Genomic DNA, 23,936 nt, shown 5'->3' with positions numbered 1-23,936 from the left:
CGGAGGCGGGCGCTACCAGGTCTGGTCCAGGCCCAGGTGGCGCAGGGCCTCGTGGCGCAGCTCGGACAGGCGGGCGTGGCCGCGCTGGCGCGGGTAGGGCAGGTCCACATCGATCTCGGCCACGATGCGGGCGGGCCGCTGGCTGAAGACCAGCACGCGGTGGGCCAGGAAGAGGGCCTCTTCCACATCGTGGGTGACCAGCAGCACGGAAAAGCCTGCGCGCTGCCAGATCTTGAGGATCTCGCTTTGCATGGCCAGCCGCGTCAGCGAGTCGAGCTTGCCCAGCGGCTCGTCCAGGATCAGCAGGCGCGGGTCGTTGACCAGGGCGCGCGCCAGGGCCGCGCGCTGGGCCATGCCGCCCGACAGCTGGTGGGGATGGCTGTCCGCAAACTCTTCCAGCCCGACAAGGCGCAGGGCCTCGTCAACGCGGTGGGCCTGGCTGTCCAGCAGGCCGCGTGCCTGCAGGCCCAGGGCCACGTTGCCGCGCACCGTGCGCCAGGGAAACAGCGTGGGGTCCTGGAAGACGACGATGCGCGAGGGATCGGGCTCGGTGATGGCCGTGCCGTCCTGCGCCACGGCGCCGGCCGTGGGCGCGTCCAGCCCGGCCACCAGGCGCAGCAGCGTGGACTTGCCGCAGCCGCTGGGGCCCAGCAGGGCGACGAACTCGCCGGGCCGCACCTGCAGGCTGACCTCGTCGAGCACCTGCAGCGCGCCCTGCCCCTGGCCGAACCAGTGGCTGACGGCCTGCACATCGATGGCCGCCCCGGCTAGGGCCGCCCCGGCGATGGCGGGCGTGGCTGCGGCGTTGGCGGCGTGTTCTGCGGCAATCACCATTTGACGGTTCCCTTCTGCCACGACAGCGTGCGGTCGCGCACGGTGAACAGCAGCGTGATCAGGCCCGAGCACAGCACGGCCATCACCAGCAGCGCCGTGTACATGTTGGCGTAGGCTGCCCAGCCCTGGGCCCACTGCAGATACCAGCCCAGGCCGGCCTTCACGCCCATCATCTCGGCCGTGATCAGCACCGAGAACGAGGCGCCCAGCCCCATGAACAGGCCCACGAAGACCTGGGGCAGGGCGGCCGGGATGGCCACGCGCAGCACCAGGAACCAGGGCGATGCGCCCAGCGTGCGCGCCACGTCGTAGTAGCTCTTGCTGACCGATGCCACGCCCGACCAGGTCAGCACGGCCACCGGAAAGAACGTGGCCAGCGCCACCAGGAACACGGCTGCCGAGTAGCTCGACGGCGCGAAGAAAAAGGCCAGCGGCAGCAGGGCCGAGGCCGGCACCGGCCCCAGGAAGCGCAGCAGCGGATGCACCCAGTAGCCCGCGATGCGCGACCAGCCTATCCACACGCCCGTGAGAAAGCCGATCACCGCGCCGAACACGATGCCGTTGAGCAGCAGCCGCAGCGAATACAGCGTGGACAGGCCCAGGCGCTGCCAGTCCTCATGGACCACATCGATCAGGCTTTGCGGCGGTGCGAAGAACGGCGGCGGCAGCGCGCCGAGCTTGGCCGTCAGCGTCTCCCACAGCGCCAGCAGCAGCGGCGCGGCCACCAGCCAGGCACCGGCCGGGCGCAGCCAGCGGTCGATGCGCCGTGCTGCCCGTACGGGTCGCACAGGCAGCACGGCCGATGCCAGCAGCAACAGGGCCACGGCCAGGGCGGCAATGCCGAACTCCTGCGTGAACGCCCATTCGCTGAAGCCGATCTCCTTGTTGGGCCACAACAGAGTCAGCATGCCCAGGCCGGCCCAGGCGGCGGCGGCCAGCAGGCCGGTGCGCCAGGGGCCTGTCTTGCGCGTGCCCTGCGCCTGTTCCCGTTCCAGGCCGGGTGCGGCATCCGTGGCGCCCAGGCGCCAGCGTGGTCTTGCGGTGCTCATGCGAGGACGTCCAGCGTGATGTGACTGGCAAAGCGGCCAGGGTCGGTCTGCTTCTTGAGCACGCCGGCCGTGCGGAAGTCGGCCGCAAAGGCCTGGACCTCGTCGCGCAGCGGCTTGCCGTGCGGATGGTGCTTGAAGGTCAGCTCGGCCAGCAGGCGCTGCAGGTCCTCGACGGGCACCTTGGGCGAGTACTTGGCAAAGATCTTCGCCGTTTCGTTGGGGTTCTCGGCGATGTAGTCCGAGGCCTGGGTCAGCGCGCGCACCACGCTGGCCGCAGCGGGCTTGTTGGCCCGGGCGAACTTTGCGCCTGCGCCGATCACGCAGCAAATGCTTTCGGCGTACTCGTTCTTGGCGCTGTTGCCCAGTTCGAGGAAGGTGCCGGGGTTGCGTTTCTCGATCAGGTAGAGATTGGGGTCGCCGTCGGCAATGGCCTGGATCTCGCCCTTCTTGGCGGCCACATCCAGCAGGTCGGCCGGGTAGACGCGCCATTCGATGTCCTTGTCCACATCCAGGCCGCGCTTGGCCAGGTGGATGGAATAGAACTGCTTGGCCGGGCTGTTGAGGTCGGCCACGCCGATGGTCTTGCCCTTGAGCGTGCTGGGGTCCAGCGTGACGCCGGCCGACTTCAGGCCCACCAGGCGCAGGCAGCCGCCGTGCACGCTACCGATGAGCTTGACATCCAGCCCCGCCTCCAGCGGCTTGATCCAGCGGTGGATCAGGCCCGCGCCCGCATCGGCCTTGCCCGTGGCCAGCGCCTCCAGCAACTGGTCGGCCGAGCCGCCCCAGTTCAGCAGTTCCACGTCCAGGCCGTTGCGCTCGAAGAAGCCGCGCTCCAGCGCCACGGGAATGGGCGAATGGCAGAAGCTGGCCTGGCTCCAGGCAAAGGTGATCTTCTGGCGCGGCTGCGCCCCGGCGCGGCCGCTGAACCAGGCGGCCGATCCCAGCGCGCCGGCTGCGGCGCCGGCGCGGATCAGGGTGCGGCGCGAGAGCGAGGGCTCGGATGCCTCGGGAGCATCGAGCGCCCCGAAAGCATCGCAATCGGCGCCATGGGCGCAGCGGCTGTCCTGGGTCCTGTCGATCTCGGTCTGGGTCTTGCGGGTCATGGAACTCCCTCCAAAGCAGTTTCGGGACTGCCGATGCTGTCCGCTGAGTGCCGTGTTTCCAACGACGCAAAACGCGCATCCATATGTGCGTGGCAACTAGGAAGGGCGCGGCCCGGCGACATGCGCAAACCGAATAAGCGAACGCGTTTTTCTTCGTAGTGCGCAGTGCGCGGGCTTCGAATAATGGGCTGCATCGACCACTCATACGGAGTCCATGCATGACCTCAGCGACCGGCACCGAGTCCGCCCCGCACGACGCAGCCAGCGATGCGCTGTGGCAGCAGGACACCCAGGCCCTGCACGCCGGCTACAGGGGGCGAGAGCAGCAGCGCAGCGCGGCCGTGCCCATCTACCAGAGCACCTCCTTCGTGTTCGACAGCGCCCAGCACGGCGCCAACCTGTTCGGCCTGGTGGAGGAGGGCGATGTGTACTCGCGCACGGCCAACCCCACGCTGGCGGTGCTGGAGCAGCGCATTGCGGCTCTCGAAGGCGGCGTGGCCGCGCTGGCCCTGGCCTCGGGCATGGCCGCCATCGATGTGGCGCTGGCCACGCTGGCCAGTGCGGGCGACCATGTGGTCGTGGCCTCGCAGCTGTATGGCGGCACGCACAACTTCATCGCCCATGTGCTGGCCTCGCGCGGCGTGCAGAGCACGGCCGTGGCAAAGGATGATTTCCAGGCGTTGCGCCGGGCGATAGGGCCGCGCACCAAGGCCGTGTTCGTGGAGTCCGTGGGCAATCCATCGGGCGGCATTGCCGACCTGCGCCAGCTGGCCGATATCAGCCATGCGGCGGGCGTGGCCCTGGTGGTGGACAACACCGTGGCTTCGCCGCTGCTGCTGCGGCCCTTCGACTGGGGCGCCGACATCGTCGTGCACTCGGCCACCAAGGCCATCGGCGGCCACGGCAATGTGCTGGGCGGGCTGATCGTGGACAGCGGCCGCTTCGACTGGGTGGCGCACGCGGGGCGCTACCCGCAGTTCAGCGCGCCCGAGCCGGCCTACCAGGGCTTTGTCTTCACAGAGAAATTTCCAGACCGCGCCTTCATCGCGAGGGCCCGTGCCGTGCTGCTGCGCAACTGCGGGGCGGCGCTGGCGCCGCACAGCGCCTTCCTGCTGCTGCAGGGCCTGGAGACGCTGGGCCTGCGCCAGGAGCGCGCCAGCCGCAACACGCTGGCCGTGATCGATTTCCTGCAGCGCCATCCTCTGGTGGAGCGCATACACCACGCCAGCCAGAGCGGCCACGCCGACCACGCGCTGGCCCTGCGCCAGCTGCGCGGCGGGCATGTGCCGGCGCTGCTGGGCTTCGAGCTGCGCGGCGGCCGGCCGGCGGCGCGCGCCTTCTATGACGCGCTGCGCCTGTTCCTGCGCCTGGTCAACATCGGCGACAGCAAGTCGCTGGCCGCCATTCCTGCCGAGACCACGCACAGCCTGCTCAGCGACGAGGAGCTGGCACGCGTGGGCATTGCGCCCGGGCTGGTGCGCCTGTCCATCGGCATAGAGCACCCGCAGGACCTGCTGGCCGACCTGGCGCAGGCGCTGGAGCAGGCGCAGGGCCATGCGGTGTCGGCTGCCGAACGCGAACAAGACCGCGAACAAAACAGCGAGCAAGACCGCGATCAGCGCCTGGTGGCCTGAGCGCCCCTTCCTTCCCACTTCCCTGGCAGCACAGCATGAGCACCTTGACAGCATCCACTCTCGACGCGCCCGCCGCCACAGCGGCAACCCCGGCCCTGCCCGTCATCGATCTGCAGGCCCTGCGCGACCCGGCCACGCAGGCCCAGGCGCTGCGCCAGCTGGCGCGCACGGCACGCGACACCGGCTTCTTCTACCTGGAAGGGCACGGCATAGGCCGGGACGCATGGCAGGGCATACAGCGGCGTGCGCGCGAATTCTTTGCGCAGCCGCTGGCCGACAAGCAGGCGCTGGCCATTGCCAACACGCGGCACTTCCGGGGCTATACGGCCGTGGGCATGGAGATCACGCGCCAGCGGCCCGACCAGCGCGAGCAGATCGACCTGGGCGAGGAGTCGCCCGAGATTCCCGCAGGCCCCGGCGTGCCGGACTGGAAGGGGCTGCAAGGCCCCAACCAGTGGCCGCAGGCCCTGCCCGGGTTCCGCGAGGAGGTGCTGGCCTGGCAGGCGGCAGCGCATGGCGTGGCGCTGGAGCTGCTGCGCCACTTCGTGGCCGCGCTGCAGCTGCCCGAGGGCGCGCTGGACGCCCTGGTCAGCGGCCTGCCTGCGCACCGCATCAAGATCATCCACTACCCGGGCAGCGAGCTGGGCGCAGCAGGCCAGGGCGTGGGCGCGCACAAGGACGGCGGCCTGCTGACCCTGCTGCTGCAGGACGAGGTGGGCGGGCTGCAGGTGGAGACGCCGGCCGGCTGGGTCGATGTGCCGCCGCGCGACGGGGCCTTCGTCATCAACATCGGCGAGATGCTGGAGCTGGCCACCAACGGCTATCTGCGCGCCAACGTGCATCGCGTGCTGGTGCCGCGCGCGGGCGTGCAGCGCTACTCCATCGCCTACTTCCTGGCGCCGCGCCTGGACCTGGGCCAGGTGCCGCTGCTGACCCTGCCGCCCGAGCTGGCCGTGCTGGCCACGGGGCCGCAGAGCGACCCGGACAACCCGCTGTTCAGTCATGTGGGCGAGAACGCGCTCAAGGGCCGCGTGCGCTCCCACCTCGATGTGGCCCAGCGCTTCTATCCCGAGCATTTCGCCCGCCTGCAGGCCCAGGCCCGCGCGGCCGGCCGTGAATTGCACCCCGGTGCCTATTGATCGATTCCTGTTGATCGGTGCCTGTTGATGGGTGCCTGTTGATGGGTGCCTGTTGATTCTTGAAAGGACTGTGCGATGGACAAGCGAGTATTTCTGCGGGGACTGGCGGCGGGGGCCTCGGTGGCGGCGATGTCAGGCGCCATCCGGGCCGCGCAGGCCGGCCCGCTGCGCGTGGGCGTGCGCGGCGGCGTGGACGAGGAAATCTGGGAGGTGGTGACCCGCGTGGCGCGCGAGCAGGGGCTGCAGGTCAAGCCCGTGGTCATCAGCGGCGCGGCCAGCCCCAACGAGGCGCTGAACAACGGCGACATTGAGGCCAACTCCTTCCAGCATGTGCCGTTCCTGCGCGACCAGAACCAGCAGCGCGGCTACCGGCTGGTGGCGGCCGGCGACACCTACATCTCGCCCATCGCCTTCTATTCGAAAAAACACAAACGCCTGGCCGACCTGCCCGCTGGCGCGCGCCTGGGCATTCCCAACGATCCCAGCAACCAGACGCGCGCGCTGGTGGTGCTGCAGGACCAGGGCATCCTGAAGCTGCGCGAGGGCTTCGACCCCTTCAAGGGCACGGCGGGCCTGGCCGACATCGCCAGCTACCAGAAGAAGGTGCAGCTGGTGGAGGCCGCTTCGGTGGTGCTGGCGCGCTCGCTGGACGATCTCGATGCCTCGGCCATCGTCAACAGCTTTGCCTACCAGGCGGGGCTGATCGCCACGCGTGATGGCATTGCCGTCGAAAGGCGCGAGCGCAATCCCTACGTGAACATCATTGCCGTGCACGAGCGCGACCGCGCTGCACCCTGGGTCGCGGCCCTGCTGCGCGCCTACCAGTCCGAGCCCGTGCGCCAGTTCATCGTGAGCAGGTACCAAGGCTCGGTGCTGCCGGCCTTCTGAGGCGTGTAAGGCAATGAAGGTGGAACAGGCGGCGGCCGGCGAGCCCCATGCAATCGATGCGCTGCAGCGGCCGCACATCGTCTTCGAGGGCGTGCGCAAGCACTACCCTGGCACGGGCACGGGAAGGAGCGCGGGCGAGCCCGTGCACGCGCTGCAGGCGCTGAGCTTCGAGGTGGCGCGTGCCGAGGTGTTCGGCATCATCGGCCGCAGCGGCGCCGGCAAATCCACGCTGCTGCGCACCATCAATGCGCTGGAGCGGCCCAGCAGCGGCCGCGTGCTGGTGGACGGCACCGATGTCGCCACGCTGGACGAGGACGCGCTGGTGGCGCTGCGCCGGCGCATCGGCATGATCTTCCAGCACTTCAACCTCCTGTCCTCGCGCACGGTGTACGAGAACGTGGCCCTGCCGCTGCAGGCCGCAGGCTGGCGGCCCGCGCTCGTGCGCGCGCGGGTGGACGAGCTGCTGGCCCTGGTGGGGCTGGCGGACAAGAGCGGCGCCTATCCGGCCCAGCTCTCGGGCGGGCAAAAGCAGCGCGTGGGCATTGCGCGCGCGCTGGTGCACGAGCCCGAAATCCTGCTGTGCGACGAGGCCACCTCGGCCCTGGACCCCGAGACCACGCAGTCCATCCTGGAGCTGCTGCGCGAGATCAACCGCAAGCTGCGGCTGACCATCGTGCTCATCACGCACGACATGGCCGTGATCCGCGAGGTCTGTGACCGCGTGCTGGTGCTGGACCAGGGCCGGCTGCAGGAGATTGGCGAGGTCTGGAAGCTGTTTGCGGCACCGCGCTCGGAGGCTGCGCGTGCGCTGCTGCGGCCGCTGCGGCAGGCCTTGGCGGCGGACCTGGAACTGGTGGCAGCGGCCGATGGCCCGGAGGCCGTCGCCGTGCTGGCCATCGGATGGGCCGACGGCGGCAGCCAGCAGGGCCTGCCGCTGGCGCAGCTCCAGGTGCTGGGCCCGCGTGCCCGCTTGCTGCAGGGCGGGCTGGACTGCATGCGCGGGCGTTCGCAGGGCCGCCTGCTGGTGGGCGTGCCGGTGCAGGATCTGCCGTCGTCGCTCTCCCCGCTCTCGCCGGCCGCGCTGTCTTCCCTTCAACAGGCGCTGGGCGCCGATTCACTGCAACTGCTTGGCCATGTCCCTGCCCCCGCTCGATAAATACCTGCAGGCCTTTCTGGAAACCCTGCTGATGGCGGGCGCGTCCTCGCTGATCGCCATCGTTGCCGGGCTGGCGCTGGCCATCGTGCTGCACACCACGGCGCCAGGCGGGCTCTATGCCAGGCCGCGCCTGTACCGGGGGCTGTCGGCGGCGGTGAACATCGGCCGGGCCATTCCCTTCATCATCCTGCTGGTGGCCCTGCTGCCGGTGACGCGCGCCATCGTGGGCACCACGCTGGGCACCTGGGCGGCGGTGGTGCCGCTGTCGGCCAACCTGATCCCGTTCTTTGCGCGCATCGCCCAGGTGAGCTTGGGCGAAGTGGACGGCGGTCTGGTGGAGGCGGCGCGCGCCATGGGCCTGCGCCGCCCGCAGATCGTGCGCCAGGTGCTGCTGCCCGAGGCGCTGCCGGGCCTGATCGGCGGCATGACCGTGAGCGTGATCGCCATGGTCAATGCCTCGGCCATGGCGGGCGCCGTGGGGGCGGGCGGCCTGGGCGACCTGGCCATCCGCTACGGCTACGAGCGCTATGAGACGCGCGTGATGTTCGAGGTCATCGTCATCCTGGTGGCCCTGGTGTCGGTGCTGCAGTTCGGCGGCGAATGGCTGGCGCGCCGTGCCGACCACCGGCGTTCGATCTCTTGAGATGATTTGGAAATAACAGACTGAATTTTTATTATTTTTGGTTTTTTCGACTTGTCTCGACAATGGCCTGCAGCAGCATTCGGTCTGCTGATTCTTTTCCGAGACGCTTCGATGACCCACACCACACGCCCCGCCTGGCCTTCCCCTCTTGCCGGCCGCACTGCCATGAAGCCGGGCGTGGCCATCGTCTGTGGCGTCCACCATGTCCAGCTGTCCTTCCCGGCGCGCGCCCAGGCGGCCATGGAGCGCTTTTATGGCGAAGTGCTGGGCCTGTCTGCCCTGACCGTTGCCGGGCGTCCGGGCCTGAGCTTTCTGGCCGGCGGGCAGCGCATCGATCTGGTGCCCTACAAGGGGCAGTCCGGCGGCACCGAGCGCGCGGCGGGCAATCTGGTGCACCTGGCGCTGACGGTCAGCGACGTGGATGCGCTGCGCCAGCAGTTGCTGGTGCACGGCGGCCTGGCGCTGGAGGTGGCGCCCGTGAGCGAGGGCCGGCGCTGCTATGCGCGCGACCCTGCAGGCAATCTGATCGAGCTGCTGGAGCTGCCCCGCGAGGCTGCGGCCGATGCCCCGGATGAGCCGGCCGTGGCCTGTTCGGCCTGAAGCCTCTCGCCGTCCCCCTCTCTCTTTCCTTCTTGCTTTTGCCTTCCACAGGCCCGGGCCGCACCGGCCCCGGGCGGAGCCTTGCCCATGAACTTCCAGCAACTGCGCTATGTGCGCGAAACCGTGCGCCGCGGCTACAGCCTGACCGAGGTGGCCCACACGCTGCACACCTCCCAGCCCGGCGTGAGCCGTCAGATCCGCGAACTGGAGGAAGAACTGGGCGTGGAGATCTTCATCCGCGCAGGCAAGCGGCTGACAGGGCTGACGCCGCCCGGCGAGGCGCTGCTGCCCATCGTCGAGCGCCTGATGCTGGAGGCCGACAACCTGCGCCGCGTGGGCGCCGACTTCAGCGCCAGCGAGCAGGGCCGGCTGTCGATTGCCGCCACCCACTCCCAGGCCCGCTATGCGCTGCCCCACGTGGTGCGTGACTTCCGCCAGCGCTATCCGCAGGTGCGCCTGCACCTGCACCAGGGCTCGCCCGAACAGGTGGCGCAGATGCTGCGCAGCGGCGAGGCCGACATCGGCGTGGCCACCGAGGCGCTGGCCGGCTATGAAGGCCTGGTCGCGCTGCCCTGCTACCGCTGGACGCACGGCGTGGTCGTGCCGCCCGGCCACCCGCTGCTGCAGTCGCAGCAGGCGCTGACGCTGGAGGCGCTTTCGCGCTTTCCCATCATCACCTACGAGCAGGGCTATACGGGCCGCGCCCACATTGACGAGGCCTTTGCGCGCGAGGGCCTGGAGCCCGACGTGGTGCTCACGGCCATGGATGCCGACGTGATCAAGACCTATGTGGAGCTGGACATGGGCGTGGGCATCGTCGCCTCGGTGGCGCTGGATGCCGAGCGCGACCAGGGCCTGCGCACGCTGGACGCCGGCCACCTGTTCGAGGTCAACACCACGCGGCTGGGCCTGCGCAAGGGCGCCTGGCTGCGCGGCTATGCCTATGCCTTCATCGAGACCTTCGTGCCCACGCTGACGCGCGAGGTGGTCGAGCAGGCCGTGCGCCAGGGCGTGGAGCCCGAGTAGGCAGACGAAGGGGGCCGGCCTCAGCCCGGCTCGCGCGCCATCTCCAGCAGTGTGTCGCCGGTCACGCGATAGCGGATCCACTCGGTCTGGGGCAGGGCGCCCAGGCGGTCGTAGAACTCGATGGAGGGCAGGTTCCAGTCGAGCACGCTCCATTCGAATCGGCCGCAGTCCTTCTCGACGGCGATCTGCGCCAGGCGGCGCAGCAGCGCCGTGCCCGCGCCCAGGCCGCGCGCCTCGGGCGTGACGTAGAGGTCTTCGAGGTACAGGCCGTGGCGGCCCTGCCAGGTCGAGTAATTGAAGAAGTAGACCGCAAAGCCCACGGGCTGGTCGCCATGCAGGCAGATCAGGCCGAAGACGGCGGGGTTGTCGGCAAACAGGGTGCGCTTCACATGCTCTGGCGTGGCCAGGACTTCATGCTCGGCTTTTTCATAGACGGCGAGTTCGCGCACGAAGCGGACGATGAGCTCGGCGTCATCGGGGGTGGCGGGTCGGATCTGTAGGGTGGTAGTCATTCAAACGCGGGGGAACACGGGAAACACGGTATTGCGGCGCAAGATGGCGCCGCAATCTCCGGTTTTAGCCGATTTTCGCGCCCGTGTCCGCCAGGGGCTGTTGCACCGGAAGGGGCAGGAACTGGCGCAGGATCTGGAAGTGGTCCTCGAAGAACGCGCTTTCCATGGCGGGCAGGTCGCAGACGGCCACCCAGCGCGCCAGTGCCGCATCGTCGCCGCCCTGCACGGGCGGCAGCGAGGGCAGCACGCCCAGGTCCAGATAGTGCACATGGGTGATGGTGCGCCCGCGCAGGCTGCGGTCGGGATGGTCGAAGACCTGCACGGACTGCAGGGCGGCCTGCAGGTCGGCCTCGCTGAGCGTGGAGCAGGTCTCCTCGCGCAACTCGCGCAGGCAGGACTGCCACAGCGTGTCGCGCGGCTCCAGGAAGCCGCCCGGCAGCGCCCACAGGCCCAGGCCCGGGGCATGGCCGCGGCGTATCAGCAGGATGTGGTCCTGTTGCGCGCCTTCGTGCGGCACACGGCAGCGCAGCAGTGCATCCACGGTCACGAAGACGGGCGGGTAGGGCGCCGCAGCCCAGGCCTGGCGGTACCGGGCCAGCATGCGCCATTCCTCGCACATCTGCGCATGGACGGGCGTGGTGGCCCATTGGCGCAGGAACTGCAGGGTGGCGGGCGGCACCTGGGCGGCCAGGGCCTCGAAGTCCACGCCGGATTCGCCGAAGTAGATGTCGCGCAGCGGCGTGGCGTCGAACTGGCCCAGGCGCGGCAGGCTGATCAGCTGCCAGCGCGGAAAGCGCGCCAGGTAGCCGCTGGTCGCATCCTTGAAATGGCCGACCAGGGCCACGCTGGCGCCTTCGGGCACGCAGGACTGCACGGCCTGCTGCACGGCCTGTACCCACAGCGGCTCGTTGTAGTAGTCGCGCACGGGCACGCAGTGCAGGCGGGCCGCGTCCGCGGGCGGCAGCGCCTCGCGCAGCATCTGCGCGCGCTCCTGCCAGCTGAAGGGGTTCTTGGGATTGGGCGCCTGCCAGGCGCTGCCCAGCACGACGACGATCTGCTCGGCACGCTCCAGCGCCGCACGCAGCAGTGCCATGTGGCCGTTGTGCAGCGGCTGGAAGCGCCCGATCAGCACGGCGGTGTGCACGCGCTCGCTGGTGGCCGGGGTTTCGGTGGGGGCGTCCATGGCGGCAGTCTCTTGCATAAACAGGCTCGGTGGCTTCACTCTGGCTTCATTCGTAGTGGGCGGCAATGGGCATCTGGCGGCCCGTGCCGAAGGCGCGCGGGCGCACGCGCAGTATGGGCGGGGCCTGGCGGCGCTTGTACTCGCTGCGGAAGATCATGCGCTTGACGCGGTCAACCAGCTCGGCACCGCCGGGTTGGCCCAGCAGCTGGGTCACAAAGCGCTCGGCCGTGCCGTATTCGGCGGTGGACAGGTGCCGGCCCTCGATGGCGTATTTGAGGATTTCGTCCAGCACCGCATAGGGCGGCAGGCTGTCCTCGTCCTTCTGGTCGGGCGCCAGCTCGGCCGAGGGCGGCTTGTCGATGATGGCCTGGGGAATCAGCTCGCGGCCGGCACTGCGGTTGATGTGGCGCGACAGCTCGAAGACCTCGGTCTTGTACAGATCGCCCAGCAGGCCCAGGCCGCCGTTGGTGTCGCCATACAGCGTGCAGTAGCCCACCGAGATCTCGGACTTGTTGCCCGTGGTCAGCAGCAGGTGGCCGAAGGCGTTGGAGTACTCCATCAGCGTGGTGCCGCGGATGCGTGCCTGCAGGTTCTCCAGCGGCAGGCCCTGCAGCGGCTGGCCGAAGCTGGACTCGAACTGGCGCGCATAGCCGTCGACCAGCTCGCGGATCGGGTGCTCATGCAGCGTGATGCCCAGGTTGCGGCACAGGATCACCGAGTCATCGACCGAGCCGCTCGACGAAAAGCGCGAGGGCATGGTGACGGCCACCACGTTGTCCGCGCCCAGGGCCTCGGCGGCCAGGGCCAGGGTCAGCGCGCTGTCTATGCCGCCCGAGCTGCCGACGACGGCGCGCGTGAAGCCGCAGCGGCGCGCATAGTCGCGCAGGCCCAGCACGATCTGGCGGCGGTAGAACTCCATGGTGGGCAGGCCTGCGGCCGTCACGCTCATGCAGGGCTGGCCGGCTGCGTCGAGGAAGCGCCCATCGTCGAACTGCAGCGTGCGCAGGTCCTCCACGAAGCGCTCGGCCTCGAAGACCACGCCGCGCCCGGGCTCCACCGCGAAGGAGGCGCCGTCGAACACGATCTGGTCCTGGCCGCCGATCTGGTTCACGTAGAGGATGGGCAGGCCGTGGCGCGTGGCCGCCTGGCCGAAGATCTCGTGGCGCTGCTCGCGCTTGCCCAGGTGGCTGGGGCTGGCGTTGATGCTGACCACCAAGTCGGGCGCGGCGTCGGCCATGCGCGCGAAGGGGTTGGTGGCGTAGTCGGCACCGGCGTCGTTCCAGCCGTCCTCGCACACCAGAAAGCCCACCTGGGCCTGGCCTATGCGCAGCACCTTGGCCGCATCGGGGCCGGGCTCGAAGTGGCGGCGCTCGTCGAAGATGTTGTAGGTGGGCAGCAGCTGCTTGTCGTAGCGCAGGCGCACGGCGCCGTCCTTGAGCACCAGCAGGCTGTTGTGCAGCGGCTTGCCGGGCCCGCTGGCGCGCGTGGGCGCGCCGATGACCCAGTGCAATTGCGGCCACTGGCGCGTGGCCTGCAGCAGTTGCTGCAAGCCTTGCTCCAGGCGCTCGCGAAAGGCGGGCTCGTCCAGCAGGTCGCCAGGGTAGTAGCCGCACAGCGACAGCTCGGGAAAGACCAGCAGGTCGGCCTGCGCGTGCGCGGCGCGGGCAGCGGCCTCGGCCATGCGGGCCACGTTGCCGGCGATGTCGCCGACGGTGGGGTTGAGTTGGGCAATGGTGATGCGCAGCATGAATGGAGCCTTGGCGGTGTCAGGCGGTGTCAGGCGGTGTCAGAAGGCGACAGGCTGGGCCAGGCCGAAGACCTGGCGCAGATAGGCCAGATAGGTTTCGTCGTTGCACAGCGTCTTGCCCGGCGAGTCCGAGATCTTGGCCACGGGCTGGCCGTTGGCGTGGGTGAGCTTCATCACGATGTTGATGGTCTCCAGCCCCATGTCGTTGGTCAGCCGCGTGCCGATGCCGAAGCCCAGCTGTATGCGGTCGGCAAAGCGCTGGTACAGGGCCAGGGCCGTGTCCAGGTCCAGCCCGTCGGAGAACACCAGGCGCTTGGCCTGCGGGTCTATGCGCAGCTTCTGGTAGTGGGCGATGGCCTTCTCGCCCCAGGCATACGGGTCGCCCGAATCGTGCCGCAGCCCGTCGAAGAGCTTGGCGAAGTACATGTCGAAATCGGCCAGGAAGGCATCCATGCCCACGGTGTCGGTCAGGGCCACGCCCAGGTCGCCCCGGTACTCCTGCACCCAGTCCTCCAGCGCGGCGATCTGGAAGTCGCGCAGGCGCACGCCCTGGGCCTGGTAGCTCTGCAGGTACTCATGGGCCATGGTGCCGATGGGCACGATGCCGAAGTCGCGCGCCAGCAGCACGTTGGACGTTCCCTTGAACCACTGCGCCGTCTGCGTGGCAAAGGCCTGTACCACCTCGCGCTGCCAGGCGCCCGAGAAGCGCCGGCGCACGCCGAAGTCGAACAGCTCGAAGGGATTGCGCAGCCTGGCCTCGCAGGCCAGGTGGCGCAGGCGCTCGATCTTGCCGGCCAGGCGCCTGCGGCCTTCGGCCAGCGCCGCCTCGGCGTCGAAGCGCCGGAAATACAGCTCGTTGACGATGGCCAGCACATAGATCTCGAAGCCCATCACATGGACCTGGGGGCCCTTGGCCTCGATGTGCAGGGTATCGCCATCGGCCCAGGCGCGGATGAAGGCGCGCTGGAACTGGAAGATGCGCAGAAAGTCGATGAAGTCGCTCTTCATGAAGCGCAGCCCGCCCAGGTAGGCCAGGTCTTCGGGCGTGAAGCGCAGCGCGCACAGGGCGTCCAGCTCGCGCTCCACCTCGGGCAGCAGCTCGGCCAGCGGGAAGGCCGTCTTCGTGCGGCAGACGAATTCGTATTCGGCCTCGGTCTGGGGATTGCGGTGCAGCATGGCCTGCCACATCGTGAATTTGTAGAGATCGGTGTCGAGCAGACTGGTGATGATGGGAGCCATGGTGCGATGCTGGGGAAACAGGAAAGGAGGCTGCGCGCGGTAAGGCGGTCCGGCCCCTACAGGTGGAGTTCTTGGCTGGAGGCCAGCCGCAATCCGCGGGCCTGCATGGCTGCCAGGAAATCATGGTGCGCGGACTCGAAGCCCGGCACCGGGCTCATGGCGTCGTGCATCAGCACGATGCGTTCAGGACGGGGAAGGTGCTCGACCAGATGCTCGACCGTGGAGCGCACGCAATGGCTGCTGGCCTCGCCAGCAACGACCAGCAAGTCGGCCCGGTCCAGCCGCTCCAGCAAGGCAGTGTTCAGCAAGGTCGCCGGATCGGCCGGGTCCGGCACCTCGGCCAGCAGCGCGCTGTAATGCTCGGTCCAGGGATTGAGCCCCTTGAAAACGTTGTACACGGCGCGCTGGCGCTGCTGCTGCCAGTCGCCGCAGGCCTCCAGCACATCGGCATGGATACCGTGGCCCCAACTGCCCACTTCGCAGTGCACGGGCCAGACCATCAGCGTGTAGCGGCTGTTGGCTTCAAGTGCATCCAGATATTCCAGGCTGCGCTGCAGCGCCCCGGCGTTGCACGGCCGGAACACCCCCGCCCGCACCTGCGCAGCCGTGATCGCGGTGAACGGCGCCACATCGCCGCCGTCACCCTGTTGCCAGAAGGCGGGGTGGGCAATGTCATAGCGCTGGTGCGAGTCCAGCGTCACCGTGATCTCGTCGATCCGCGCTCCCTCGCGCCGTATCCAATCGGCAAGCCGCTGCATGTCGGCATGGGCGCCCGCCACGGGAAGGCTGGGACGTTGCCCGCCGGGGCGCCAGTCCTCAGGCAGATCGCAGAAGTCGTTCTGGGGGTCTATGACCAGGAGCTGGGTGGTGGAGAGCATGGGCTTGGCGCTGTGCGTCGGAGGGTGAAGTGAAACGCTTACCAGGGTCCAAGTGTAGTGAGCTAAGGCTGTCCGCCAGAGCGAAGAGGCCAGGACCCGGGTGCCAGCAAGGGACACCTCACGAAAAAAGCCCCATGAAGGCGGGGCCTGCATGGGGCTTGTTGGTGGCGAGGGGCGTCTTTACAGGCCGGCCGCAGCGCGCAGCACGGCTGCCTTGTCCGTCCGCTCCCAAGTGAATTCGGGCTCTTCACGGCCGAAGTGGCCGTAGGCGGCGGTCTTGCTGTAGATGGGGCGCAGCAGGTCCAGCATCTGGATGATGCCCTTGGGACGCAGGTCGAAATGCGCGGCCACCAGCTTGGCAATCTCGGCGTCGGGGATGACGCCCGTGCCTTCGGTGTAGACCGTGATGTTCATCGGGCGTGCCACGCCGATGGCGTAGGCCACCTGGATCTGGCACTGGCGTGCCAGGCCGGCGGCCACGATGTTCTTGGCCACGTAGCGCGCGGCGTAGGCGGCGCTGCGGTCCACCTTGGTCGGGTCCTTGCCGCTGAAGGCGCCGCCGCCATGGGGGCAGGCACCGCCGTAGGTGTCGACGATGATCTTGCGGCCGGTCAAGCCGCAGTCACCCTGGGGGCCGCCGACAACGAAGCGGCCCGTGGGGTTGATCAGGTACTTGGTGTCCTGCAGCCACTCGGAGGGCAGCACGGGCTTGATGATTTCCTCGATGATGGCTTCGGTGAAGCTGGCCTTCATCTTGGTGGCGGTTTCCGACTGGTCGGGGCTGTGCTGGGTGGACAGCACCACGGTGTCGATGCTGTGGGGCTTGCCGTCCACGTAGCGCATGGTCACCTGGCTCTTGGCATCGGGGCGCAGGAAGGGCAGGCGGCCGTCCTTGCGCAGCTGGGCCTGGCGCTCGACGAGGCGGTGCGCGTAGTAGATGGGCGCGGGCATCAGCTCGGGCGTCTCGTCGCAGGCGTAGCCGAACATCAGGCCCTGGTCGCCGGCGCCGGTGTTGAGCTCGTCATCGCTGGCCTTGTCCACGCCCTGGGCGATGTCCTGGCTTTGCTTGTCGTAGGCCACGAGCACGGCGCAGCCCTTGTAGTCGATGCCGTAGTCGGTGTTGTCGTAGCCGATGCGCTTGATGGTGTCGCGTGCGACCTGGATGTAGTCGACGTTTGCGCCGGTGGTGATCTCACCTGCCAAAACCACCAGGCCCGTGTTGGTCAGCGTCTCGGCCGCCACGCGGCTGTACGGGTCTTGGGCGAAAATGGCGTCCAGGATCGCGTCAGAGATCTGGTCAGCCACCTTGTCCGGATGGCCTTCAGAGACGGATTCCGAGGTGAAAAGAAAGTCGTTCGCCATATGAATAAACTCCTTGGTTGCAGCTTTTTTGCTGGGCGCTGCCCAAGCTGCAGGAGCTCTGGCGAACGCTTTAGCAGAAATTGTTTAACGTCGCTCTGCAAGTTGCTCAGTTAACTCAGCGACACCCATCATTTTAATGCCATCCCTGTTCCGACTGTTTGCTGCACTGCCTTTGTGGCTATTGCACCCCTTGGCGCGCTCATGGGCTGGGTGGCGTTCGCCGCTTCGGCCACGTACCGGCGCCGCTTTCTGGCCAATGCCAGGCAGGCCGGCTACGGCCTGGGCGCCGTGGCGCCGGCCGTGGGACACGCGGGGCGCATGGTGGCGGAGCTGCCGCGCATGTGGATTGGCAGGCAGCCGAGCTGCGAGATGCACAACGAGGAATGCGTGCGCCGGGCCTACGCGGCCGGGCGCGGCATCATCTTTCTGACGCCGCACCTGGGCTGCTTCGAGCTGTCGGTGCAGCATGCGGCGCGGCAATGGTCGGCCGAGCATGGCGAGATCACCATTCTCTACCGCCCCGCGCGCCAGCCCTGGCTGGCCCGCGTCATGGAGACGGCGCGCAACCGCCCCGGCGTGCAGGCCGTGCCGACCACGCTGGCCGGCGTGCGCCAGATGATCAAGGCGCTGCGCAAGGGCGCGGCTGTGGGGCTGCTGCCAGACCAGGTTCCGCCCGAGGGGCAGGGCGTCTGGTCGCCGTTCTTCGGCCGTGATGCCTATACGATGACGCTGGCGGCGCGCCTGGCGTTGCAGACGGGGGCCGCGGTGATCGTGGCCCGTTGTGAGCGCTTGTCCTGGGGGCGGGGCTATGCGCTGTATCTTGAGGAGTTGCCCGTGCCCTTGTCCGAGAATCTGGAAGCTGCGGTGCAGCAGATCAACGAGGCGATGGAACACACCATCCGCCAATGCCCGCAGCAGTACCTGTGGGGCTATGCGCGCTACAAGCAGCCGCGCCGTGAAGCACCTGGCAACGAGGTGCATGCATGAGCGGGCGCATCGGCGTGTGGCTGATGCGGTCGCTGGCTTGGATGCCGCTGCCGTGGCTGCGGGGTCTGGGTGCGTTTCTGGGGCGTGTGCTGTTCGTGCTGGCCGCGCCGCGTCGCAAGGTGGCGCTGCGCAATCTTGCGCTGTGCTTTCCCGAGCTGACCGAGGCGCAGCGCGTGGACCTGGCGCGCAGCAACTTCATCGTCTTTTGCCAGACCTGGCTGGACCGCAGCTGGCTGTGGGCCGCGCCGCGCGAGGTGGTGGCCGAGCGCGTGAAGCTGCAGGGCGCCGTGCATGAACTCGATGGCGATACGCCCACCATCCTGTTCGCGCCGCATTTCTACAGCATGGACGCGGGTGGCCTGGCGCTGCCGCTGCACACCACGCGGCCTTTCACCTCGATCTTCTCCACCCACCCGGACCCTGCGGTCGATGAGTGGTTCATGTCAGGGCGCCAGCGCTTTGGCGACGTTCGCATGCTCAACCGCGCCGACGGGGTCAAGCCCATCATCTCCAGCCTGCGCAAGGGCGGGCTGCTGTACCTTTTGCCCGACATGGACTTCGGCCGCAACGACTCGGTCTTCGTGCCCTTCTTCGGCGTGAACGCGGCCACCATCCCCTCGCTGTCGCGCTTTGCACGCCTGGGCCGGGCCAAGGTGCTGGGCATGTATACGCGCATGACGCCCACGGGCTACGTGGCCGAGATCACGCCGGCCTGGACGGACTTTCCCACCGACGATGCCGAGGCCGACACGGCACGCATGAACCGCGAGTTGGAAGCGGCGATTCGCACCATGCCCGACCAGTACTACTGGGTGCACAGGCGCTTCAAGACCCGGCCCGAGGGCGAGCCTTCGGTCTACTGAACGGGGCGGGACAGGAACTGCTCCAGCGCTTGCCGCACCGCATCGGGCTGCTCGTGCACGACCCAGTGCGAAGTGCCTGCCAGGTGCTGCACCGTCAGGCGCGGCACCCACGGCTCCAGGCCTTCGACCAGGGCAGGTTGCAGCGCCGGGTCGCTGTCGCCCCAGAGCACATGCGTGGGCACGCCGATGTCCAGCATCTCGGGCGGCAGCCTCAGGTTGCGCAGTGCGTCGGCTGAGTCCGGATCTTCGGGCCGGGGCGGCACCAGGGGACTGGCGCCGTAGTAGTGGCAGGAGCCTTGCACGCCCAGGTCCCAGTGCTCGCGGTAGCGCTGCTGCAGCTGCGGCGTGAGCCAGCCGGGCAACTCGCCCTGCGGTGTGCGGAAAAATCCCAGCATGCGCTGCCAGTCGTTGTCGGCCAGCAAGGCGGGCGCGTCGGGGCGGCGCAGGAAATGCATGTACTGGCTTGCGGCCTGCTGCACGGGGTTGTCCAGCAACTCGCGCAGAAAGGCGCCTGGATGCGGGGCGTTGAGGATCATCAGCCGCTGCATCAGCCCGGGATGGCGATTGGCCAGGCCCCAGGCCAGGGCACCGCCCCAGTCGTGGGCGATCACGCAGGCTGCGGGTGCGCCAGGGCTTTCGATGGCGATCAGCGCTGCCAGATCCTGCAGCAGGTGCTTGGCCTTGTACTGCTCCACGCCAGCCGGCTGGCTGGAACGGCCAAAGCCCCGCAGATCGGGGGCGACGCAACGCCATTGCGTGCCGAACTGCTCCAGCATGCCTTCCCAGATGAAGCTGCCCTCTGGAAAGCCGTGCAGAAACAGCAGCAACGGCCGGCCGGGTTCGCCGCTGACGCGGCAGTGCAGATGGATGCCGTGAGGCAGCTCGCGAATGCAGGTGGTCACCATGTTGCGCTCCTTGCGGGGCGCTGGCTACACGAGCGCCTCCGGGCGCTAATCTTGGGGGCTGTCGCTCTCGCCGGGCGTCGCGGCTGCGACGTCCGCCTGCGGTGCAGCGGCTGCCGGCTGGGCCAGCCCTTCGGGATGGCTCCAGTGCCACAGCAACTGGGCCACCTCGTCCACACCCTGCTTCTTGAGCGCGGAGAACATGCGCACCTCGCCACCGCCGGCATTGAGCCGCGTGATGGACAGCACCTTGGCCTGCTCGGCGCGCGTGAGCTTGTCGGCCTTGGTCAGCAGCACGAGGAACTTCAGGCCCTCCTGCACGCGCGGGCGCAGGGCATCGAGCAAGGCTTCGTCGAGTTCGGTCAGGCCCAGTCGCGGATCGCACAGCAGCACGATGCCCGTCAGGCTCTCGCGGCTGACCAGATAGTTCAGCATCACGCGCTGCCAGCGCTGCTTGTCCGTGCGCGACACGGCGGCGTAGCCGTAGCCGGGCAGATCGGCCAGCACGGCGTCGGTCACGCCCTGCTTGCCCAGGGAGAACAGGTTGATGTGCTGCGTGCGGCCGGGCTTCTTCGAGGCGAAGGCCAGCTGCTTTTGCTGCGTCAGCGTGTTGATGCAGGTGGACTTGCCGGCATTGGAGCGGCCCACGAACGCGATCTCGGGCACATCGACCTTGGGAAGATGGTGCAGTTGCGCAGCCGTCGTCAAAAAGCGCGTCGTGTGCATCCATCCCATGGCGAGCTTGGGATCGATCAGGGAGGAAGTGGGGGCGGCATCGGCAGCCGGCGCAGCAGAATTCATGGTGTGGTCAGTCTCTCGGGGCCTCATTGTAGGTTCCCCCATGATCCAGCGCCCCCCGCGGGCTATAGGCTGCGTTGCAGGCCGAGCGCATCGCCTGAAACCGGCGCGCCCCAGCGCCAGGGACAGCGAGCAAGGGCCGCCCCGCAGCGATGCTGTCGTCCCCCTCCCGCGTAGCGAGAGAGGGGGAAGGCGCGCAGCGCCTCAGGGGGAGCCTCAAACCTCCTCGCTCCAGCAAAACCCATCCCGCGCAATCATCGCGCTGGCTGCGCTGGGCCCCCAACTGCCAGCCGCGTAGCCGCGCGGCCCGGAGAGATCGTTGCGCCAGTGCTGCAGTATGGGTTCCACCCAGCGCCAGGCCTGTTCCTGCTCGTCGCTGCGCACGAACAGGTTCAGCCGCCCGGCGATCACCTCCAGCAGCAGGCGTTCGTAGGCGCCCACGCGCTTGGCGCCGAAGCGCTGGTCGAAGTCCAGGTTCAGGTGCACGGGAGCCAGCGAAGGCTCGGCCTGCTGCTGGGTGGCGCCCTGGGCCAGCAGATGCAGCTCCAGGCCGTCCTTGGGCTGCAGGTTGATGACCAGCCGGTTGGCTTCGGACAGGGGCGAGCGGAAGATGGGATGGGGCACGGGCCGGAAGTTCACGACGATGCGCGCATCCCTTCCTGCCAGCCGCTTGCCGGTGCGGATGTAGAAGGGCACGCCGGCCCAGCGCCAGTTGCAGATCTCGGTGCGCAGGGCGACGAAGGTCTCGGTCTGGCTGCCGGCCGCCACGCCTTTCTCTTGCTGGTAGGCGGGCACGGGCTGGCCCTGGCTGGCGCCGGCCAGATACTGGCCGCGCACCACGTGCTGGCTCAGGGTTTCCGGCGTCCAGGGCTTGAGCGACTGCAGCACCTTGAGCTTTTCGTCGCGGATGGCGTGGGCCGAGGCGTTGATCGGCGGCTCCATGCCGATGGCGCACAGCAGTTGCAGGGCATGGTTTTGCACCATGTCGCGCAGCGCGCCGGTCTGGTCGTAGAAGGCGCCCCGGCTTTCCACGCCCAGTTCCTCGGCAATGGTGATCTGGATGTTGGCAATGGTCTCGCGCCGCCACAGCGGCTCGAACAGGGCGTTGCCGAAGCGCAGGGCCAGCAGGTTCTGGACCGAGGGCTTGCCCAGGTAGTGGTCTATGCGAAACACCTGCTCTTCGCGCAGGACCTTGCGCAGCGTGGCGTTGATGGCCTGGTTGGAGGCCAGGTCGTGGCCCAGCGGCTTTTCCAGCACCACGCGCGTCTGCGGGCCATTCAGGCCCACGGCGGCAATCTGCTCGCAGACCGTGGTGAACAGGCTGGGCGCAGTGGCCAGGTACATCACCACCGTCTCGGCGCCGCGCGTGTTCAGCGCCGTGGCCAGGCGCTCGTAGTCGGCGGGTTGCGACAGGTCCATGCGCAGGTAGTGCAGCAGGGCCGCGAAACGCGAGAACTCCTCTGGACTGGGGCGCTTGGACAGTTCCACCTTTTCGAAGCGGCCCTGGATGAGCGCGCGGTACTGGTCATCACTCAGATCATCGCGACCCACGCACAGGATGCGTCCCCCCTCGGGGAGGGTGCCGTGGCGGAACGCCTGGAACAGCGCGGGCATGAGCTTGCGCCATGCGAGATCACCCGTGCCACCGAACAAAACCAGATCGAAACCCATGCTGTCTCCACAAGTTGGTGTATCTATTTTTGGTAACTTGGTTACCAAAATTTTGAAGAATCGGATAAATTATAGGAAGGTATTGAAGTTTTGTTCCAGAGGTGTGTTGTCGATTTGGTAATCAGATTACTTTCATCCCATGCTGTCCGTCATTCCCCAGCCCCCGCGCTGCGACCATGCCACTGTCTGGCCTGCGCTGCACCACCATGCCTTGGCCCTGCGCAAGGGCTTCGATCTGCGCCACGCCTTTGCCGATGATCCCGGCCGGTTCGCGCACTTCAGCCAGGAGGCGCCACACTGTTTTGCAGACCTGTCCAAGAACCTATGGGATGCCCCGGCCGAGGCGCTGCTGTTGCGTCTGGCGCGCGAGTGCGCAGTGGAGCAGCAGCGCGATGCCATGTTCGCCGGCGAGCACGTCAACGGCAGCGAGGGCCGCGCCGTGCTGCACGCGCTGCTGCGCTGCCCGCGCGGCGAGTCGCCGCCGGGTCTGGCATGGGCCCTGGCCCAGGTGCACGAAACGCTGGATGCCATGCTGGCCTATGCCGAGCGCGTGAGGGCCGATGCCGGCATCACCGATGTGGTGTGCATGGGCATCGGCGGATCAGGCCTGGGGCCGCAGATGGCCGTGCAGGCGTTGCAGGGGATGTGCGACGCACGGCGGCGCATGCACTTCGTCTCCAACGTGGATGGGCATGAGCTGCAATCGGTGCTCGATGGGCTGCAGCCGCGCAGCACGCTGTTCATCGTGGCCTCCAAGGTCTTCAACACGCAGGAGACGCTGACCAATGCGCGCAGCGCGCTGCAATGGTTCCATGCGCAGGGCGGTGAAGATGTGGCGCGGCATTTCTTGGCGCTGACGACCAATGCCTCGGCGGCTGCGCAGATGGGCATCACCACCACTTTCGGCTTCTGGGACTGGGTGGGCGGTCGCTATTCGCTGTGGTCGGCGATCGGGCTGCCCGTGGCCCTCGCCGTGGGAGCTGCGGCATTCCGCGACCTGCTGGCCGGCGCGCATGCCATGGACCACCACTTCCGCACGGCACCGCTGCAGGCCAACCTGCCCGTGCGCCTGGGCCTGCTCGATGTCTGGAACCGCAATCTGCTGGGCTTTGCCAGCCGCTGCATTGCGCCCTACCACGCAGGCCTGCGGCGCCTGCCGGCCTATCTGCAGCAACTGGAGATGGAGAGCAATGGCAAGCGCGTGGACCGCCAGGGCCGGCCGCTGGCGCTGGGCTCAGCCCCCGTGCTCTGGGGCGAGCCGGGTACGGATGGGCAGCATGCCTTCTTCCAGATGCTGCACCAGGGTACGGACATCGTGCCGCTGGAGATCATCGCCGTGCAGCGGCCGTCGCACGGCCTGCAGGGCCACCATGAGCAACTGCTGGCCAACGCCCTGGCCCAGGCCCAGGCCTTGATGCAGGGGCGTTCCTGTGATGATGGCCATCGCCACTTCCCGGGCAACCGGCCCAGTACCTTCGTACTGCTGGATGCGCTCACGCCGGCGGCGCTGGGTGCGCTGATCGCCTTGCAGGAGCACCGCGTGTTCGTGGCGGGCGCGCTGTGGGGCCTCAACAGCTTCGACCAGTGGGGGGTGGAGCTGGGCAAGCTGCTGGCGCGCGACCTGCAGCAGCGCTTGGCCAGCGGGGATGTGGCGGAGCTCGATGCATCGACCGCAGGACTGCTGCAGCGCATGCGGGCCTGACGCCCCTGGCAACACGTTGA

General features: G+C 68.4%; 21 protein-coding genes and 1 pseudogene. 10 read left to right on the top strand and 12 right to left on the bottom strand.

Annotated features, from left to right (window positions below):
* Nucleotides 1–12: 12 nt before the first annotated feature.
* From CLV01_RS26700 to CLV01_RS26690, 3 genes are read right to left on the bottom strand one after another with little or no spacing between them, the layout of a single operon-like run.
* A complete protein-coding gene (locus CLV01_RS26700) occupies nucleotides 13–834 on the bottom strand; it encodes an ABC transporter ATP-binding protein (protein ID WP_013800718.1) in 822 nt (273 codons plus the stop codon).
* Entirely contained in the window at nucleotides 828–1,883 is a 1,056-nt protein-coding gene (locus CLV01_RS26695; protein WP_099732832.1) for an ABC transporter permease, read from the bottom strand. The genes CLV01_RS26700 and CLV01_RS26695 overlap by 7 nt, the downstream gene beginning before the upstream one ends.
* Nucleotides 1,880–2,986, bottom strand: a complete 1,107-nt coding sequence (locus CLV01_RS26690; RefSeq protein ID WP_099732833.1) for an ABC transporter substrate-binding protein — start codon at nucleotides 2,984–2,986, stop codon at nucleotides 1,880–1,882. Before CLV01_RS26690 ends, CLV01_RS26695 begins: the two co-directional genes overlap by 4 nt.
* 218 nt (nucleotides 2,987–3,204) lie before the next feature.
* Here CLV01_RS26690 and CLV01_RS26685 point away from each other — a divergent pair, with 218 nt between their 5' ends.
* The 7 genes from CLV01_RS26685 to CLV01_RS26655 all read left to right on the top strand — a co-directional run bounded on the left by CLV01_RS26685 (nucleotide 3,205) and on the right by CLV01_RS26655 (nucleotide 10,072).
* Nucleotides 3,205–4,620 (top strand): O-acetylhomoserine aminocarboxypropyltransferase/cysteine synthase family protein, encoded by a 1,416-nt coding sequence (locus tag CLV01_RS26685; protein WP_099732834.1) that lies wholly within the window; start codon nucleotides 3,205–3,207, stop codon nucleotides 4,618–4,620.
* Nucleotides 4,621–4,655: 35 nt separating this feature from the next.
* Complete coding sequence (locus tag CLV01_RS26680; protein ID WP_047326487.1) at nucleotides 4,656–5,759, top strand: isopenicillin N synthase family dioxygenase; 1,104 nt, start codon at nucleotides 4,656–4,658, stop codon at nucleotides 5,757–5,759.
* 75 nt (nucleotides 5,760–5,834) lie between these two features.
* A complete protein-coding gene (locus CLV01_RS26675; RefSeq protein ID WP_012207412.1) occupies nucleotides 5,835–6,647 on the top strand; it encodes a MetQ/NlpA family ABC transporter substrate-binding protein in 813 nt (270 codons plus the stop codon).
* A 13-nt stretch (nucleotides 6,648–6,660) separates the two neighbouring features.
* Nucleotides 6,661–7,803 (top strand): methionine ABC transporter ATP-binding protein, encoded by a 1,143-nt coding sequence (locus CLV01_RS26670; protein ID WP_099732835.1) that lies wholly within the window; start codon nucleotides 6,661–6,663, stop codon nucleotides 7,801–7,803.
* Complete coding sequence (locus CLV01_RS26665; protein WP_013800725.1) at nucleotides 7,781–8,446, top strand: methionine ABC transporter permease; 666 nt, start codon at nucleotides 7,781–7,783, stop codon at nucleotides 8,444–8,446. Before CLV01_RS26670 ends, CLV01_RS26665 begins: the two co-directional genes overlap by 23 nt.
* 111 nt (nucleotides 8,447–8,557) lie before the next feature.
* A complete protein-coding gene (locus tag CLV01_RS26660) occupies nucleotides 8,558–9,046 on the top strand; it encodes a VOC family protein (RefSeq protein ID WP_012207409.1) in 489 nt (162 codons plus the stop codon).
* Nucleotides 9,047–9,133: 87 nt separating this feature from the next.
* Nucleotides 9,134–10,072, top strand: a complete 939-nt coding sequence (locus CLV01_RS26655; protein ID WP_013800726.1) for a CysB family HTH-type transcriptional regulator — start codon at nucleotides 9,134–9,136, stop codon at nucleotides 10,070–10,072.
* A 20-nt stretch (nucleotides 10,073–10,092) separates the two neighbouring features.
* On the opposite strand, the gene CLV01_RS26650 is transcribed toward CLV01_RS26655, so the two are convergent.
* The 6 genes from CLV01_RS26650 to metK form a co-directional block, all read right to left on the bottom strand.
* The gene (locus CLV01_RS26650) at nucleotides 10,093–10,584 is read right to left on the bottom strand and encodes a GNAT family N-acetyltransferase (protein ID WP_012207407.1); all 492 of its coding nucleotides are present in this window, start codon (nucleotides 10,582–10,584) and stop codon (nucleotides 10,093–10,095) included.
* Between the two features lie 64 nt (nucleotides 10,585–10,648).
* Nucleotides 10,649–11,767, bottom strand: coding sequence for a bifunctional nicotinamide-nucleotide adenylyltransferase/Nudix hydroxylase (locus CLV01_RS26645; protein WP_043782881.1), 1,119 nt, complete (start codon nucleotides 11,765–11,767; stop codon nucleotides 10,649–10,651).
* A 46-nt stretch (nucleotides 11,768–11,813) separates the two neighbouring features.
* On the bottom strand, nucleotides 11,814–13,514 hold the full coding sequence (locus CLV01_RS26640; protein ID WP_099732836.1) for an NAD+ synthase: 1,701 nt from the start codon (nucleotides 13,512–13,514) through the stop codon (nucleotides 11,814–11,816).
* 39 nt (nucleotides 13,515–13,553) lie between these two features.
* Nucleotides 13,554–14,753: a nicotinate phosphoribosyltransferase gene (gene pncB, locus CLV01_RS26635; RefSeq protein WP_016450932.1), complete on the bottom strand. Its 1,200-nt coding sequence runs from the start codon at nucleotides 14,751–14,753 to the stop codon at nucleotides 13,554–13,556.
* Nucleotides 14,754–14,809: 56 nt separating this feature from the next.
* Nucleotides 14,810–15,631, bottom strand: coding sequence for a cysteine hydrolase (locus tag CLV01_RS26630; RefSeq protein ID WP_099732837.1), 822 nt, complete (start codon nucleotides 15,629–15,631; stop codon nucleotides 14,810–14,812).
* 180 nt (nucleotides 15,632–15,811) lie between these two features.
* Nucleotides 15,812–16,993, bottom strand: coding sequence for a methionine adenosyltransferase (metK, locus tag CLV01_RS26625; protein WP_012207402.1), 1,182 nt, complete (start codon nucleotides 16,991–16,993; stop codon nucleotides 15,812–15,814).
* A 136-nt stretch (nucleotides 16,994–17,129) separates the two neighbouring features.
* On the opposite strand from metK, the pseudogene CLV01_RS26620 reads away from it, so the two are divergent.
* Nucleotides 17,130–17,980: pseudogene (locus tag CLV01_RS26620) on the top strand (lysophospholipid acyltransferase family protein).
* Complete coding sequence (locus CLV01_RS26615; RefSeq protein ID WP_016450956.1) at nucleotides 17,977–18,843, top strand: lysophospholipid acyltransferase family protein; 867 nt, start codon at nucleotides 17,977–17,979, stop codon at nucleotides 18,841–18,843. Before CLV01_RS26620 ends, CLV01_RS26615 begins: the two are co-directional and overlap by 4 nt.
* On the opposite strand, the gene CLV01_RS26610 is transcribed toward CLV01_RS26615, so the two are convergent.
* From CLV01_RS26610 to zwf, 3 genes are all read right to left on the bottom strand, one after another.
* Nucleotides 18,837–19,748: an alpha/beta fold hydrolase gene (locus tag CLV01_RS26610; protein ID WP_016450957.1), complete on the bottom strand. Its 912-nt coding sequence runs from the start codon at nucleotides 19,746–19,748 to the stop codon at nucleotides 18,837–18,839. The two genes, CLV01_RS26615 and CLV01_RS26610, sit on opposite strands and share 7 nt — an antisense overlap.
* A 45-nt stretch (nucleotides 19,749–19,793) precedes the next feature.
* A complete protein-coding gene (gene yihA, locus CLV01_RS26605; RefSeq protein WP_099732839.1) occupies nucleotides 19,794–20,546 on the bottom strand; it encodes a ribosome biogenesis GTP-binding protein YihA/YsxC in 753 nt (250 codons plus the stop codon).
* 213 nt (nucleotides 20,547–20,759) lie between these two features.
* On the bottom strand, nucleotides 20,760–22,214 hold the full coding sequence (gene zwf / locus CLV01_RS26600; protein WP_099732840.1) for a glucose-6-phosphate dehydrogenase: 1,455 nt from the start codon (nucleotides 22,212–22,214) through the stop codon (nucleotides 20,760–20,762).
* A gap of 139 nt (nucleotides 22,215–22,353) precedes the next feature.
* Here zwf and pgi point away from each other — a divergent pair, with 139 nt between their 5' ends.
* The gene (pgi, locus tag CLV01_RS26595; RefSeq protein ID WP_099732841.1) at nucleotides 22,354–23,916 is read left to right on the top strand and encodes a glucose-6-phosphate isomerase; all 1,563 of its coding nucleotides are present in this window, start codon (nucleotides 22,354–22,356) and stop codon (nucleotides 23,914–23,916) included.
* The last annotated feature ends 20 nt before the right edge of the window (nucleotides 23,917–23,936 follow it).

Origin of the sequence: Delftia sp. 60 (assembly GCF_002754395.1) — a bacterium.
Lineage (GTDB): Bacteria > Pseudomonadota > Gammaproteobacteria > Burkholderiales > Burkholderiaceae_C > Comamonas > Comamonas acidovorans.
This window is presented reverse-complemented; position numbering and strand designations above follow the sequence as displayed.

What these genes read in the sequence shown, in the direction of transcription:
- CLV01_RS26610 (WP_016450957.1), bottom strand. Translation starts at nt 19,748, where the DNA reads ATGGTGACCACCTGCATTCGCGAGCTGCCTCACGGCATCCATCTGCAC.
- CLV01_RS26680 (WP_047326487.1), top strand. Translation starts at nt 4,656, where the DNA reads ATGAGCACCTTGACAGCATCCACTCTCGACGCGCCCGCCGCCACAGCG.
- CLV01_RS26675 (WP_012207412.1), top strand. Translation starts at nt 5,835, where the DNA reads ATGGACAAGCGAGTATTTCTGCGGGGACTGGCGGCGGGGGCCTCGGTG.
- CLV01_RS26655 (WP_013800726.1), top strand. Translation starts at nt 9,134, where the DNA reads ATGAACTTCCAGCAACTGCGCTATGTGCGCGAAACCGTGCGCCGCGGC.
- CLV01_RS26650 (WP_012207407.1), bottom strand. Translation starts at nt 10,584, where the DNA reads ATGACTACCACCCTACAGATCCGACCCGCCACCCCCGATGACGCCGAG.
- pgi (WP_099732841.1), top strand. Translation starts at nt 22,354, where the DNA reads ATGCTGTCCGTCATTCCCCAGCCCCCGCGCTGCGACCATGCCACTGTC.
- CLV01_RS26660 (WP_012207409.1), top strand. Translation starts at nt 8,558, where the DNA reads ATGACCCACACCACACGCCCCGCCTGGCCTTCCCCTCTTGCCGGCCGC.
- zwf (WP_099732840.1), bottom strand. Translation starts at nt 22,214, where the DNA reads ATGGGTTTCGATCTGGTTTTGTTCGGTGGCACGGGTGATCTCGCATGG.
- CLV01_RS26665 (WP_013800725.1), top strand. Translation starts at nt 7,781, where the DNA reads ATGTCCCTGCCCCCGCTCGATAAATACCTGCAGGCCTTTCTGGAAACC.
- CLV01_RS26690 (WP_099732833.1), bottom strand. Translation starts at nt 2,986, where the DNA reads ATGACCCGCAAGACCCAGACCGAGATCGACAGGACCCAGGACAGCCGC.
- yihA (WP_099732839.1), bottom strand. Translation starts at nt 20,546, where the DNA reads ATGAATTCTGCTGCGCCGGCTGCCGATGCCGCCCCCACTTCCTCCCTG.
- CLV01_RS26695 (WP_099732832.1), bottom strand. Translation starts at nt 1,883, where the DNA reads ATGAGCACCGCAAGACCACGCTGGCGCCTGGGCGCCACGGATGCCGCA.
- CLV01_RS26685 (WP_099732834.1), top strand. Translation starts at nt 3,205, where the DNA reads ATGACCTCAGCGACCGGCACCGAGTCCGCCCCGCACGACGCAGCCAGC.
- CLV01_RS26630 (WP_099732837.1), bottom strand. Translation starts at nt 15,631, where the DNA reads ATGCTCTCCACCACCCAGCTCCTGGTCATAGACCCCCAGAACGACTTC.
- pncB (WP_016450932.1), bottom strand. Translation starts at nt 14,753, where the DNA reads ATGGCTCCCATCATCACCAGTCTGCTCGACACCGATCTCTACAAATTC.
- CLV01_RS26670 (WP_099732835.1), top strand. Translation starts at nt 6,661, where the DNA reads ATGAAGGTGGAACAGGCGGCGGCCGGCGAGCCCCATGCAATCGATGCG.
- CLV01_RS26640 (WP_099732836.1), bottom strand. Translation starts at nt 13,514, where the DNA reads ATGCTGCGCATCACCATTGCCCAACTCAACCCCACCGTCGGCGACATC.
- CLV01_RS26615 (WP_016450956.1), top strand. Translation starts at nt 17,977, where the DNA reads ATGAGCGGGCGCATCGGCGTGTGGCTGATGCGGTCGCTGGCTTGGATG.
- CLV01_RS26700 (WP_013800718.1), bottom strand. Translation starts at nt 834, where the DNA reads ATGGTGATTGCCGCAGAACACGCCGCCAACGCCGCAGCCACGCCCGCC.
- CLV01_RS26645 (WP_043782881.1), bottom strand. Translation starts at nt 11,767, where the DNA reads ATGGACGCCCCCACCGAAACCCCGGCCACCAGCGAGCGCGTGCACACC.
- metK (WP_012207402.1), bottom strand. Translation starts at nt 16,993, where the DNA reads ATGGCGAACGACTTTCTTTTCACCTCGGAATCCGTCTCTGAAGGCCAT.